This window comes from Candidatus Nitrosopumilus sp. (assembly GCF_029882185.1).
Taxonomy (GTDB): domain Archaea; phylum Thermoproteota; class Nitrososphaeria; order Nitrososphaerales; family Nitrosopumilaceae; genus Nitrosopumilus.
Map to the genome: position 1 here is coordinate 1 of NZ_JAOULD010000032.1, position 12,580 is coordinate 12,580.

17 protein-coding genes are annotated in these 12,580 nt (G+C 33.2%); 6 read left to right on the plus strand and 11 right to left on the minus strand.

All coding sequences use genetic code 11. From position 1 onward, the window contains the following. The first annotated feature begins 1,514 nt into the window (after positions 1–1,514). A complete protein-coding gene (locus tag OEW78_RS07915) occupies positions 1,515–1,730 on the plus strand; it encodes a hypothetical protein (RefSeq protein ID WP_300326642.1) in 216 nt (71 codons plus the stop codon). 82 nt (positions 1,731–1,812) lie between these two features. On the opposite strand, the gene OEW78_RS07920 is transcribed toward OEW78_RS07915, so the two are convergent. The 3 genes from OEW78_RS07920 to trxA form a co-directional block, all read right to left on the minus strand. Further along, positions 1,813–1,992 (minus strand): hypothetical protein, encoded by a 180-nt coding sequence (locus OEW78_RS07920; RefSeq protein ID WP_300326644.1) that lies wholly within the window; start codon positions 1,990–1,992, stop codon positions 1,813–1,815. Between the two features lie 40 nt (positions 1,993–2,032). Next, a complete protein-coding gene (locus tag OEW78_RS07925; protein WP_300326647.1) occupies positions 2,033–2,203 on the minus strand; it encodes a hypothetical protein in 171 nt (56 codons plus the stop codon). Between the two features lie 114 nt (positions 2,204–2,317). After that, the gene (trxA, locus tag OEW78_RS07930) at positions 2,318–2,644 is read right to left on the minus strand and encodes a thioredoxin (protein WP_179361089.1); all 327 of its coding nucleotides are present in this window, start codon (positions 2,642–2,644) and stop codon (positions 2,318–2,320) included. Between the two features lie 115 nt (positions 2,645–2,759). Here trxA and OEW78_RS07935 point away from each other — a divergent pair, with 115 nt between their 5' ends. Together OEW78_RS07935 and OEW78_RS07940 are read left to right on the plus strand one after the other, a co-directional pair. Continuing rightward, positions 2,760–3,503, plus strand: coding sequence for a hypothetical protein (locus OEW78_RS07935; RefSeq protein ID WP_300326651.1), 744 nt, complete (start codon positions 2,760–2,762; stop codon positions 3,501–3,503). Between the two features lie 43 nt (positions 3,504–3,546). Beyond that, complete coding sequence (locus OEW78_RS07940; RefSeq protein ID WP_300326654.1) at positions 3,547–4,323, plus strand: signal peptidase I; 777 nt, start codon at positions 3,547–3,549, stop codon at positions 4,321–4,323. A gap of 189 nt (positions 4,324–4,512) precedes the next feature. Here the strand turns inward: OEW78_RS07940 and OEW78_RS07945 are convergent, their stop codons facing one another. The 6 genes from OEW78_RS07945 to OEW78_RS07970 all read right to left on the minus strand — a co-directional run bounded on the left by OEW78_RS07945 (position 4,513) and on the right by OEW78_RS07970 (position 9,710). Further along, positions 4,513–6,039: a 4-hydroxyphenylacetate 3-hydroxylase N-terminal domain-containing protein gene (locus tag OEW78_RS07945; protein ID WP_300326657.1), complete on the minus strand. Its 1,527-nt coding sequence runs from the start codon at positions 6,037–6,039 to the stop codon at positions 4,513–4,515. Positions 6,040–6,112: 73 nt separating this feature from the next. Further along, positions 6,113–8,209, minus strand: a complete 2,097-nt coding sequence (locus OEW78_RS07950) for a 4-hydroxybutyrate--CoA ligase (RefSeq protein WP_300326660.1) — start codon at positions 8,207–8,209, stop codon at positions 6,113–6,115. A 63-nt stretch (positions 8,210–8,272) separates the two neighbouring features. Further along, positions 8,273–8,629 carry a reverse transcriptase-like protein gene (locus OEW78_RS07955; protein ID WP_300326663.1) on the minus strand — a complete coding sequence of 119 codons (357 nt, stop codon included), beginning with the start codon at positions 8,627–8,629 and terminating at the stop codon, positions 8,273–8,275. Continuing rightward, positions 8,619–9,062: a hypothetical protein gene (locus OEW78_RS07960; protein ID WP_300326665.1), complete on the minus strand. Its 444-nt coding sequence runs from the start codon at positions 9,060–9,062 to the stop codon at positions 8,619–8,621. Before OEW78_RS07960 ends, OEW78_RS07955 begins: the two co-directional genes overlap by 11 nt. A gap of 35 nt (positions 9,063–9,097) precedes the next feature. Beyond that, positions 9,098–9,382 carry a hypothetical protein gene (locus OEW78_RS07965; protein ID WP_300326668.1) on the minus strand — a complete coding sequence of 95 codons (285 nt, stop codon included), beginning with the start codon at positions 9,380–9,382 and terminating at the stop codon, positions 9,098–9,100. 25 nt (positions 9,383–9,407) lie between these two features. Next, positions 9,408–9,710, minus strand: a complete 303-nt coding sequence (locus tag OEW78_RS07970; RefSeq protein ID WP_300326670.1) for a winged helix-turn-helix domain-containing protein — start codon at positions 9,708–9,710, stop codon at positions 9,408–9,410. A 102-nt stretch (positions 9,711–9,812) separates the two neighbouring features. Here OEW78_RS07970 and OEW78_RS07975 point away from each other — a divergent pair, with 102 nt between their 5' ends. After that, the gene (locus OEW78_RS07975; RefSeq protein ID WP_300326673.1) at positions 9,813–10,694 is read left to right on the plus strand and encodes a radical SAM protein; all 882 of its coding nucleotides are present in this window, start codon (positions 9,813–9,815) and stop codon (positions 10,692–10,694) included. On the opposite strand, the gene OEW78_RS07980 is transcribed toward OEW78_RS07975, so the two are convergent. Continuing rightward, complete coding sequence (locus tag OEW78_RS07980; protein WP_300326676.1) at positions 10,691–11,143, minus strand: hypothetical protein; 453 nt, start codon at positions 11,141–11,143, stop codon at positions 10,691–10,693. The genes OEW78_RS07975 and OEW78_RS07980 overlap by 4 nt on opposite strands. A gap of 40 nt (positions 11,144–11,183) precedes the next feature. Then, positions 11,184–11,435 carry a hypothetical protein gene (locus tag OEW78_RS07985; protein ID WP_300326679.1) on the minus strand — a complete coding sequence of 84 codons (252 nt, stop codon included), beginning with the start codon at positions 11,433–11,435 and terminating at the stop codon, positions 11,184–11,186. A gap of 81 nt (positions 11,436–11,516) precedes the next feature. Between OEW78_RS07985 and OEW78_RS07990 the strand changes: the two genes are divergently transcribed. Together OEW78_RS07990 and OEW78_RS07995 are read left to right on the plus strand one after the other, a co-directional pair. Then, positions 11,517–12,008 carry a hypothetical protein gene (locus OEW78_RS07990; protein WP_300326682.1) on the plus strand — a complete coding sequence of 164 codons (492 nt, stop codon included), beginning with the start codon at positions 11,517–11,519 and terminating at the stop codon, positions 12,006–12,008. Between the two features lie 82 nt (positions 12,009–12,090). Further along, the gene (locus OEW78_RS07995; RefSeq protein WP_300326685.1) at positions 12,091–12,387 is read left to right on the plus strand and encodes a hypothetical protein; all 297 of its coding nucleotides are present in this window, start codon (positions 12,091–12,093) and stop codon (positions 12,385–12,387) included. Positions 12,388–12,580: the final 193 nt, after the last annotated feature.

Sequence of the window (12,580 nt, forward strand, 5' to 3'; positions counted from 1 at the left end):
TTGGCTAAATCATGCTTGATTTCTATGGAATTCAAGATTTTTTGCTTCAATGATACTCAATAATCTAATATGAAACAGGGGAGCTTAGGAGTGTTACTAATTTCGGTAATCATTAAACACAAAGTTAACTGTTACGAGAGGATAGTTAAACAGAGAGAAAATAGGCATGAAATTGAGAAAATTTGGGTTTTTTAAAATAATTTAACTTCAAACAGAAAAAACAAGTAAAAAAATCTAATACACGAAACCAAATCTCAGATAAATTCAAAGAATTCTTTAATCATCCATTGCATTACAGAAAAACTAGTTAGTCTCAGTTCTAAAAATTATTGACTTTGATCGAACCAACTTTAGACATCGTGGATAAAATTATTTTTTGTGAACACAAGTTCCATGATAGGAATGTGTCATAGTTGTCATTCTTCAGGAGTCCATCTAACACTGATTGAGATCAAGGGAAACTCTATGGGTGTCATTCTGGTTCCCCTTTGTGACAAATGTAGAAAATAGAACGATTTCTTCGTGCATCATAAATACATTTTTTTAGAATTGATCTCATGACAATAATGTTTGTGCCAATAAGACCATCAAGAAGAGAAGAAATAGAAGAGGATTAGTTTCTCCACCAAAAGATGTGTTAGAAATATTGAGTTTAAAAAGAACTTGTTATTGTAAAACTAATTTGATGCTTCGCAGTGCACCAAATCAGTTTTTTGACATCTTTGGAATATCACGTTTAGTTATCATTAAGGGATGATAACAGGATTAGTTCTTGCAAAATTTGTATAAAAAGTTAATCATGCAATGGTGCCAATGAAGACTTTGGCAGATGGACGCATTAATCTTTAGGGAAATTTATGGTCTGGTAAACGATAAACTGAATCTGACACATACACTAAGTGACACCATCGCATGAAGTTAAGATGTTATTTTTACATTTAACCAACACGAAGAATTCATTCATGCAAATTCTCAGTACTGGCTAAATAGTATTTTTGAATATACAAGACAAGTGTTAGAACTGTCACCAAACAACTAATTGTTTTTGGTCTTAAGATCTGACGCTATTATATCTACAATCACAGTATGCTAAGAGTTAGATCTATAAACGCATCATAATTTTGTAAATTAAATGTCTAGAAACAAATTATGGTATAGAAATATTCCTTATCTAGAGCAAGATATTGAAGAATTAGATTCCTAAATCATCTATCGGTAGATTATTCATAATCCTAATGGGGATTACGAAATGTGTTGAAAACAACTGAATATTGAAAACTATTGCAAGTAGTTAGGCAGTTTTTTACAAATGATGCAATTGAATCTCTTCCTGGGCACACTACAATAGTTGAGAGGAAAGCAGCTAACATAACAAGATCCCATTCCCAACCTCCATTTGAAACAAAGAATCCATTTTCCCATCTCACGTGGAAGATTGCCCCGAGAATGATTAATTATCAGTATGTGCGATTATCATAAAAATATTCAAATAGCGCATTTTATGCAAGAATTGCTTGAAGATCATTATAAAAGATGGAGAACCAATCAGAATATATCATCACCCTGTAGAAGTGCAGGTCCTCCCAAAAGACAAGATAGTTAGAACATTTAATGAGGACGGTTCTTTGCTTGAAGAATTCAATCTAGTGGACAAAGAAATTAGATTTGATGAAGACATCGATAGCAACCAATGCGAAATCATAGTGACTTTACACGTTAAAAAACAATAATTGCAGCACTAGAAAAAGATCGTACAAAATTTTGAAAATATGTAACCATCATGTTTAGAATCTTGCGTAATCTACCTAAGGATTATGAAATAGGAGCACCGTTACTTTGTTGTCTTCTTTTTTGTAATTCATCCTCCTCTTGAAGTTTATCTAAATTTCTTGAGATTAGTCCCCATAATTCACCATCACCTTCAGTTCCAAATCGCACTGCTCCTGCACGAACCAAGATCTGTCTAAGTTCATCAGGAGGAAATCCTCCCACATGATGCTGTATTTGTTTGAAAGAACGTTGTTTCCAGTGGTTATCTTCTAAGCATTTTTACTACTTCTTCTGCCCTATATTGAGTTCTGACTTTTCCAATATCTTGTTTAAATTCATGATGTAATCTATCTCTCTGAATAAAATATCCTATTGTAGCAGTAACTCCTGCAACCGCAATTGAAATTATTGCAGTAGTGATTTCGTCAACCATAAGATTTAGAAAATTATTTTGTTTAATTAAATGATCTTAGAATAATATCCCATTTTGCTAGAAAAAGCTTGTACAATTTTTAGGATCAAAAAAGAGAAAAACACGTGTTTGGAATTATGCAAGTGCCCTATCAATCATACCTTGGTATGATTCTTTAGATGCAGCACCCACTTGTTGGCTAACTATTTCACCTTTGTTTAATAAGATTAAAGTTGGAATACTAAAGACATTGTATTTTGATGCCAATTCATTGGCCTCATCAACATTAACCTTGACAAATTTTACTTTGCCATCATAGTCAGCTGCCAATTCTTCAACTACTGGACCTACCATTCTACATGGACCACACCATTCGGCCCAAAAGTCTACAAATACAGGAATGTCAGAATTTATGACATCTACTTCCCATGATTTTGCATCTGAAATCTGTGTTACAGCCATTCTAACATTATTTTATTACACATACCTAAAAACGTTCACCAGAATTTACACCGTATTTTTTGTAGTAAAATTAATTTTGATATATACTTAAATGACGTTTTGGTAAATCTGAGATATGAGTTCAGAACTTAGACTTAAAAAATTACGAGGATCTGGAGGCTATGTTATGGCTACGGTTACAGATGAACAACAAATGAAAGGTAACCTAGGTGGCCCAGATCTGTTTTTGGCACCAATTGGAAGATTAGATTCAGATAAAATAACTAAACACTTTTGCAATACTTGTGAGAAAGAATTTGAAGGTCCTCCAAAAATTGAATATGAAAATCCAAATGAGGAAGTTGCAGAAAATCTAATTCTTGCAGAGCGAGGTCAATACATTTGTAATTCATGTAATGCTTCAATTGCAGAATACAGAGACTTCAAAAAAGAAGATGAAGCAGGAGAGGTTGGAAGTGCAAAACCATTAGAACCTCAAGTTCAAAATACACCACAACCAGAAACTATATCTCAACAAGCAGCACAACCTGTAACAACTCAACAAGAGACAGTTACTAAACCAAGTCCAGCAACTTCAGTTACTTCAATTGAAGGAAAAATAGTGTTTGATGAAAATGCAAACAAGATAGGAACTGCAAAACAAGTTGGAATTGATTCTACTCAATCAATGGTTCTTGTAATTACTAAAGAGGATGGCACTGAAGGTAGCATACCTTGGAGTAGTATCAAAAAAATTGGGGAAGTAGTTCTTTTAGGAAAACCTCAAGAGGCTGCCCCTCAACCAGGAAAATGCTCCAACTGTGGATTTGGAAATAAAGAAGGTTCCAAATTCTGTGAAGAATGTGGAAATAAGATCTGATAGTCAGTAAATTTAATCAATGGTACTAAAGGCGATAATATAATTGGCAAAAAGATCAGTACCAAAAGGAGTTATCAAAGACATCATAATTGTTGGTGTCGGAGTTTTAGTAATATGGATTGGTTTACAAGTTGCATTTGGAACTCAAAATCCATTTTATGTTGTTGCAAGTGGAAGCATGATTCCAGTTTTACAAGTTTATGATGTCTTAATTGTTCAAGGTCATGAGCCCTTTGAAGATATAGAGGTAGGAGACATTATTGTTTTTAATCGTCCATCTGATCATAACAGAGTTATTGTGCATAGAGTCGCATCAATTATTCAAGAAGATCCTAAAACAATTAGAACACAAGGAGATGCAAATCCAGCATCAATTCCTGGAACAGACTTTCCAATTACAGAAGAAGAATACATAGGAAAAGTAGCATATACACTTCCACAAGTAGGGTATGTTACGCAGTTACTAAAGCCTCCAATTAACTATATAATTATTGCAATAGTTGTGGGAATCATGATCGTAAAACAGTTATTAAAAAAGAAAAGCGAGAAAGAGATTTCATTTTCAGATCCATTAAATTCAGAAAATCCAGACACTGTTGAAGAATTATCAGATCTCGATAAAATTGAAAAAGATTCAGAATATTCAGAGCATGTTGAAGAAAAAATGGAAAAAAAGAATTCTGATGAAGGGCCTGAAGATTCAGCAAAAACATCTGAGATTGATGATAAATTAAAAAACATTGAAGACGCTATTGAAGAAGAACAAATAGATTCCAAGAAAAAAGATGAAAATCCAAAGAAGAAAGAAAAAGAATACTAGATTCAAAGTTTTCAGACAAACAGGTTCACATTATGCACATATGAAAAGTGTAATAGATCGTCCTGTTTGTTTGGTAGGATTATTAGGTCAAAATCATTAAAAAATGATCCTGATAAATCATAAGTTTCAAGAGTAGTACACCTTATGTAATACTAGAAATTTTTTGTAAAGTTGAAAATAAAACCAGGATTATAAAACAGAATCTTTTGTTTTAAAGACTCGTTTAAAGTAATCAGAGTGTTCTTTTGGTTCTTCAATATCATTTTTAATCCCAGCCAGATTTTTTGCCAAATTCTTTTTATAGCCAACTTGCATCTGTCTTTGGATTTGGATTCTTTGTGCCTGTGGTGAACCTGCACCATGCATGGATTCTGTAAGATATCCAACTGCATTTCTTCCAAGGGTCATATTTTCAATTAATCTTAAAATTCTCATTCTGTTTTCAACATCAACACCTTTTCTTCCAGCAAGATATTTTTTGAGTAGTGGTCCAGCTTCTGGATGTCTAAAGTCTTTTTCAGAGGGTAATGTAACCACTAATCCACCAGCAATATCTTGTGCTAATCTGCTGATTTCATAAGGAAATCTAGTTACATTGTGTTTACAAACTTGTGCAAGCATATCATCATTTAGATAAACACCAGATTTCATTTTATGTCCTTGATGAGATGATGCAATACCTGCAGCAAAGATTGTTTCATTGAGATGAGTCATTTCAATAATTTTATCTTTAATGTGAGATACATTTGGAACGCCGTTGTAATCTGCAATAGTTGCAGCTGCTCCAATTAACACATCACCAAGACCAGTTTTACATACATAACTACGTCTATGATAACATGTGAATCTCTCTACAAGCATTGATGCAAATTCATATTCTCCGTTCATGAAGACTTTAGCCCATGGAATAAACACATTATCTAAAATTATCAAAGCTTCTTGCCCACCAAATTTTGCATTACCATCATCAATATCACCTTCCTCCATGCTTCTTGTGTCACAAGATTGTCTACCGTAAATGTAAGTAACACCTTTTGCATCTGCGGGAATTGCTCCAACAATGGCCCAGTCTTTGTCTTCTTCAGTTAGTCTAATAGTTGGCATCAAAATTATCCAGTGAGAGTTGATACATCCAGTTTGATGTGCTTTTGCACCTGAAACATAGACTCCGTTTTCATCGGTTTTTACAATTCTAGTAAAGAGATCAGGATCTTCTTGTTCTGAAGGTCCTTTACTTCTATCGCCTTTAGGATCAGTCATAGCACCTCCAATCACAAAATTTTCTTTTTGAACCATCTTCACAAATTCTAGGAATCGTTTATGATAATCAGTTCCATGTTTTTCATCAATTTCAAATGTAGTAGAATGTAATGCATTCATTGCATCCATCCCAACACATCTTTGGAAACATGTTCCAGTATTTTGTCCTAGTTTTCTCTGCATTTTATTTTGTAAAACTAGATCTTCTGCACTTTCTGCAATATGTAGAAATCGATTAATTTTCAATCCGGATAGTGGAGAATTAGCTGATGCAAGTGCTTCTTCACGAACTGCTAAATCATAAGTTTCAGCAACAGCATTAATTGAGGGTCTAATAATTGGATGATCAACATAGTTTTCTACTAATTCTCCAAAAAGGTAAATTTTAAGATCGCGACCCCTAAGACTTTCAATGTAATCATCACCTGTTACAATTGATTTAGCGCCATCAGTCATGTAATAATCTTTATTTCTATGTTGTATAAATATTCTAAATTGTTAAGAGTAAGATTTTAGGTATGAATTGCGATCAGAGTCCTATTCGAACATCTAGAATTCTACAACCCTTTCCTTTCTCCATAACCAATACAGGATTCATGTCTAATTCTTTGATCTCCTTAAAGTCAGAAACTAATTGAGACAACCTCTGTATACATTCAGAAAGTTTTACAATATCAGATGGTTTTTCTCCTCTAACTCCCTGTAGCAATTTTTGAGTTTTTATAGACGCAATCATATCATCAGCCTCTTTATCAGTAACTGGAGCAAGTTTGAATGTCACATCTTTTAGAACTTCTACATAGATTCCTCCCATTCCGAGCATAATTACTGGACCAAATCCAGGTTCAAGTTTTGAGCCAATGATGAGTTCTTTGCCACCTTTGACCATTTCTACAATTAAAACACCTTTGATCTCTGCATTCTTGTTGTATTTTTTGGCATTTTTTACAATAGTTTTGAATGCATCTTTAATTTCAGCATCATTATTCAGGTTAACTTTAACTCCTCCTGCATCAGATTTGTGAATGATTTGTGGAGATGCAATCTTCATTACAACCGGATATCCAATCTTTTTTGCAATCTTTACTGCTTCTATTTCATTTTTTGCAAGAGCACTTTGTGGAAGTGGTAAACCGTATGCTTTGAGAACTTCCTGTCCTTCTTCTTCTAGAAGATTTGGTCTCTTTTCTTTTTTGACTTTGTCAAAGATCTTTTTTGTTTTTGCCTTGTTGACTTTGAATTTAGTAATTTCTCCTTCTTTGGTATTTACCCAAATTGCAAATTTTATCATTGCAGCTAAAGTTCTGATTGCTCCTTCAGCATATGTGTAATAAGGAACATCTCCTTTGGATAAAATTTCTCTATTAGTAATTCCTTCATCTAACCCCATCAAGCTTGCAAGCATTGTCTTTTTGTATTTCTTTGACATAGAAACAATTACTTCTGCAAGTTTGTCATAGTTGAGAGTTCCAGAAGGGGTACACATAGAAATAACAGAACCGACTTTTGGATGTTTTAGAACTCTATCCAAAACATTGTGGAATCGATTAAAATCAGCATCTCCTACAATATCTACAGGATTTCTTGAGCTTCCCCAAGGAGGAATTACCTCATCAATCTTTGGACGAATGCTATCAATTTTTGCCATTCTAATTCCTGCTTTTGAACATGCGTCAGTAGAAATTATTGCAGGTCCACCTGCATTTGATACAATCACTAAACCACCTGCTGTTGGAAGTGGTTGTTTTGAAAATGCTGTAGCATAATCAAAGAGCTCCTCCATGGTATCTACTCTAATTGCACCTGATTGTTTTAGTAAAGCATCATAGATTTCATCTGAACCCATCAAGGCTCCAGTATGAGACATTGCAGCCTTTGCACCTTCTGGACTACGGCCAGATTTAAGAACAAGAACAGGTTTTTTGAGTTTTTTAGTAATATTTTTACAAACTTTGAGAAATTCTTGGCCATTGCCCATGTCTTCAAGATACATTACAATGACTTTGGTTTGTTTGTGATTTGCAAGGATCTTTAGAATATCAACTTCACTCATTGCAGCTTTGTTTCCAAGACTAATAACTGCAGAGAAGCCAATTCCTTGTGCACTTGCATCTTCAACTAATGCAGCACATATTGCACCACTCTGAGATACAAGTGCAATTTTTCCAGACTTTGGTGTAACTTTGAGAAATGTTGAATTCATCATTGTCTTTGGATCAAGATTCATCACTCCAAGACAATTTGGGCCAATGATTTGGATTTTGTATTTTTTAGCAATATCTTTAATTTCTTGTTCACGTTTTGCTCCTTCTTCATCTACTTCTTTAAAACCTGCAGTGATTATGATAACGCCTTTGATTTTTTTCTTTCCACATTCTTCTAAAACTGGTGCAACCAAAGTATTTTTGATTACAATGACTGCAAGATCAATGAGTTTTGGAACGTCTAAAACACTCTTGTATGCTTTTTTGTAAAATACTGTATCTCTAGATGGACTAATTGGAAAAACTGTTCCTTTGAAACCATTCATAATATTTGATGTAATAGTAGCTCCGACACTTCCTCTCTTGTCAGATGCTCCAATCACTGCAATTGATTTTGGAGATAAAAAGACAGATTCTGCCATGATATATTGAATCTAAGGATTTTGTATAATAAAGTTATTCATAGAAGTTTCTGATCTCTGGTTTTAGCTTCCCAACATTTTTCCTGCCAAATTTTCTTTTCTAGGAATCCAAAGAATGGACAAATTTGAAAATTTGCCCATAATCTCCCATGCTTCTCGTGCTAATTTTCTCAATTCTTCATTATTTATTGCAAATTCATGATTCAGTTGATTCACTGTATTTTTAGAATCACTGTAAATGGTAATCTCCTCATCTGAATTAACATATTTGTTTAGTGCGGAAATTATTGCGAGATACTCTGCCTGATTGTTAGTGAGATCAGATTTTTTTTCATAAAAAGATTCACCTGTTTCTTTAACAAAATATCCATACCCACTATCTGTTCCACCAGAACCATCAACGTAAACATTAATTCCCATCTTTATACAACCTTGTTATCTTTACAGTCAGATTTAGAACTATCATGTAAATAATTGTAGATATTCCTTGAGATGTAATAGATGCCAGATACGGATCGTAGTTTATAGTTAAAAAGTAGTATTGCAGTGCCCATCTTGTTACAGTATATACGACCTCAGCAATCCCTAGAGAAGTGATTAATTTTTTTAAATCATGTTTTAATTTTCTAGTATTAGTTTTACCAGAATCAAGCAAATATTTTTTTCTATTATCAATATAAAATAAAAAACTAAAAACTGAAAAATAGATTACGTAATCTACAATTGTCGTATAAGTTGTATTAAGAATATCGTCTTGATCAGATAAGACTTGGGCAATAATAGCTGAGATAATAATAGATGCAAAAAATGCCACAAGAACATTTTTGTTTAATTTTAGATATTCTTGAAACACGTATTGAGATATAATTTGTTACAAATAAACTAAGATTAGTCCAATGTGATTTTCAAAAATATAATCAATCCTGCTAGCTCAGCAATTCCTACTCCTAACATGTATGGAAAAATTTCATGCGAGAAGATCTCTTCCATAGAAAAATAAGCAAATGCACCAATGACATTATGTAAGAAGAGCATTCCTGCAACAACAATCATACCTAATGGAAGCTGTGCTCTTGTCTTTCCATACATTTTTCCAAATATACAGATAAGAATTCCTAAAATGCCCATATTTGCAATTGAAACAATAGACAAAACTAGAGAAGTTGATTCCATTTAGTGTAAAACACCTATTGAGCTTTTATTTACTTTTATCCAGTTTTCCTTCAATTTCTTCAAATGCCACCATATTCACTTCAAGAAAAGTTGAGATAAAATAGTTCACGTTATATTTTTCTCCTACTTTGCTTATCATGTTATTTTTTTCTAGAACCTTAATGTGATGTTGAATTGCCTTGTAATCAAGACCTAATTCTTTTGCTAGTTGATTAGTATTAAACGGATTTTCCTTTAATTTTGAAATAATTTTTAAACGATTCAACCCACCTCGTGAACCTGCAAATACAAACCACAAAAGTCGTTTTGCATCAGTATCATTGACCATTATTTATGAAATTTCTTCTAATTTACTACTAAAAGGTATTCTGGGATAGAAGGAAATAGAAAGTATAAAAAACAAATCAGACAAATTTGAATGAATTAGAAAATGATGTTAAACTATGATGCCCCGTTGTATAGGCCGCCATCAGAAGCTAGATCACTGATTTTTCAAGTAACCCTTGGTTGTTCGTTTAACGAATGTTCATTTTGTGATATGTATAGATCAAAAGAGTATTCTGAGAGACCATGGGGAGATGTAAAAGCAGAGATTGACATGATGGCAGAATATTTGCCTGATACAAAACGTGTATTTCTTGCAGATGGTGATGCACTTAACATTGATGCAGAATATATGATTAAAATTGTAAAATACATTAGAGAAAAATTTCAAAACATTGAGAGAATTTCTTGCTATGCGATGCCAATGAACATTCTAAAGAAAACACCTGAGGAATTAAAGCAGATGAATGAAGCAGGTTTGGATATGTTTTATCTAGGAATTGAAAGTGGCTCAGACATTGTCTTGAAAAAAGTGACAAAAGGAGCCGTTGCAAAAACCATCATCAAAGCTGTCAACAAAGCTAAAGATGCAGGATATGTAATGTCTTGCATGGTAATCTTGGGACTGGGTGGAAAAAAATATTCTAAAGAACACATTAAAGGAACCGCAGAAGTGCTCAGTGCATGTTCACCAAATTATGTTGGTGCATTAACATTGTATTTAGAAAATGGAATCAAGCAAGAATTCATTGACAAATATGATGGGGAATTTGTTAGAATCAATGACGATGAATCATTAGAAGAACTGTATGATTTAATAAAACAGATTGAAACTAAAGATGAAATTATCTTCAGGGTAAATCATGGTTCTAATGCATATACAGTAAAGGGAACATTCCCACAAGATAAGCAAGAAATGTTAGAAAAAGTGGAATGGATGAAACAGCATCCAGAGATTGTACGACCACAAGGATTGCGTGGATTCTAAATTGAACTTTCTTGGTTAATGTAAACTACCTTGAAAATTTTAACTAGATAATCACCATCAAAGATTTTACTTGTGATACCATTTTCAGAATTCAAAACTCTGAATTTGTACTCATAATCACCATCTTGTTCGACATTTGTTTGGGCAAAGTGAACTGCATCATTTTCTTTGAAAATTTGAATGATTACAGGATATCCTTCAACATGATTTGCTATATTTCCTTCAATAAATGCCCAAGGCAATGTGTTTTTTTCAGAAACATGGAAAAAGATAGTTGATTTTTCAAGTACAATATTTCCATTTAGAGGAATGATTTCAGTTTGAGGTTCATGTGTATGACCGTTAATGAGAATGTGGCCTGGATGTGGATGTGCAAAAGATGAATCAGTTGATAGTCCTAGAACGAAAATCAAAATCAAGATGCCTGAAAATAAAATTACTTTGTTCATATCAAGATCATGCATTATAGGAGTTTAAGAATTTTTCAAACTAAAGATCATCAATTATAGATTTGAGGTGTTCTGGAAGATCTGGTAATTCTGTATGACTCTCATTGTTTTGAAGATTTTCAGGACCAATTCGCCTAACTCGTTGGGTTCCTAAAAGAGTGTCAATATTTCTCTGAATATCTTTTTCAGGCAATATTGTTTTTAATTTTTCAAAGATTGTTTCTTCGTTTTCATATTTTTTAATCCCATATTGAACAAGGATTGTTTTTTCTTCAGAAGAGAATTCAGTCATATTTTATCAGTGATAATTATGGCTAATAATCTTTGGTTAATCAAATATAGTTAAAATATGATGAACGATAAATAGTTCTACTTGGTAAGTAAATCACAGTTAATTTCAAATGTCCTAACTACAAGAAAATATGCAGGTATTGCAATAATTAGTGGTACAGGGTTAGGAATAATCTACTACTTTTTGACAATGTCAATGCTGCCTTCTCATCTTAGTACTACAATGGAAATAATGCCATTTTACATTCTTACATCAGTTGGACTAACCATTACAATTTCGGCCTTAGCTGGAATCAATTTTGCAATGATGGCTTTTAAAATAAAGAGGATGAAAATGATGAATTCTGTAAAATCAAATTCTTCTGCATTGTTTGGAGGAGCATTTGCTGCATTTACTCCAGGATGTCCTGCATGTACTGCACCTTTGGCAGTAATTCTAGGTGCAGTTGGAGGACTGTCATTGTTTCCAATGCAAGGATTGGAATTAAAATTCATTTCAGTAGGAGTGTTGATTTTTTCTATTTGGTGGATTGCAAGAGGTTTACAAAGTAAAAGTTGTTGTAAGATAGGGTAATTTCAATTAATTTTTGATAAAAATCATCTTTGAAGATATAACGTGTGTTTTTATGTGGTTTTCATGTAGTAATGTTATGTCGATGGGAAATAATCGATCAGCTAAAAAATCAGGAAAAAATTCTACATTAATCATAGCTGGTGTGATTGCACTTGGAGCAGGTCTGCTTTTTGCTTATTTGATGTTCTATACTGCACCGGTAGAGAAAATGGAGATTGTAAAAATAATTGCAGTTACAAATGACGGATGTATCGCTGAAACCATGGACGGTTATGCAGTAAATATAGGAGATTGTAACGCAGAGCCAGGCCAGCGTGTTAGTGCTTTAGTTGATCAAAAAACAAAAGAACGTGCCGCCTTGATGAATCCAACAAATTAATTTTTTATTTTTTCTTTAATTTAGGTTCAATTCCGTAAAGTTTTGAACCATTTTTGGATAAAAAATAATTTCAAATTTTTAGATTCAAGCCATTTGCGACTTGAACCTTCATAAGAAGAAACTGTTTTGTTAGGCATAAAATGTAGTAAATTTTGTATCGAAAAAAGGACATGGGCCCACGGGGATTTGAACC

Bases quoted from the DNA above. Each gene is read 5' to 3' on its own strand.
- OEW78_RS07925 (WP_300326647.1), bottom strand. From the start codon at position 2,203: ATGGTTGACGAAATCACTACTGCAATAATTTCAATTGCGGTTGCAGGA.
- OEW78_RS07965 (WP_300326668.1), bottom strand. From the start codon at position 9,382: ATGGAATCAACTTCTCTAGTTTTGTCTATTGTTTCAATTGCAAATATG.
- OEW78_RS07970 (WP_300326670.1), bottom strand. From the start codon at position 9,710: ATGGTCAATGATACTGATGCAAAACGACTTTTGTGGTTTGTATTTGCA.
- OEW78_RS07975 (WP_300326673.1), top strand. From the start codon at position 9,813: ATGATGTTAAACTATGATGCCCCGTTGTATAGGCCGCCATCAGAAGCT.
- OEW78_RS07985 (WP_300326679.1), bottom strand. From the start codon at position 11,435: ATGACTGAATTCTCTTCTGAAGAAAAAACAATCCTTGTTCAATATGGG.
- OEW78_RS07945 (WP_300326657.1), bottom strand. From the start codon at position 6,039: ATGACTGATGGCGCTAAATCAATTGTAACAGGTGATGATTACATTGAA.
- OEW78_RS07935 (WP_300326651.1), top strand. From the start codon at position 2,760: ATGAGTTCAGAACTTAGACTTAAAAAATTACGAGGATCTGGAGGCTAT.
- OEW78_RS07955 (WP_300326663.1), bottom strand. From the start codon at position 8,629: ATGGGAATTAATGTTTACGTTGATGGTTCTGGTGGAACAGATAGTGGG.
- OEW78_RS07980 (WP_300326676.1), bottom strand. From the start codon at position 11,143: ATGAACAAAGTAATTTTATTTTCAGGCATCTTGATTTTGATTTTCGTT.
- OEW78_RS07995 (WP_300326685.1), top strand. From the start codon at position 12,091: ATGGGAAATAATCGATCAGCTAAAAAATCAGGAAAAAATTCTACATTA.
- OEW78_RS07950 (WP_300326660.1), bottom strand. From the start codon at position 8,209: ATGGCAGAATCTGTCTTTTTATCTCCAAAATCAATTGCAGTGATTGGA.
- trxA (WP_179361089.1), bottom strand. From the start codon at position 2,644: ATGGCTGTAACACAGATTTCAGATGCAAAATCATGGGAAGTAGATGTC.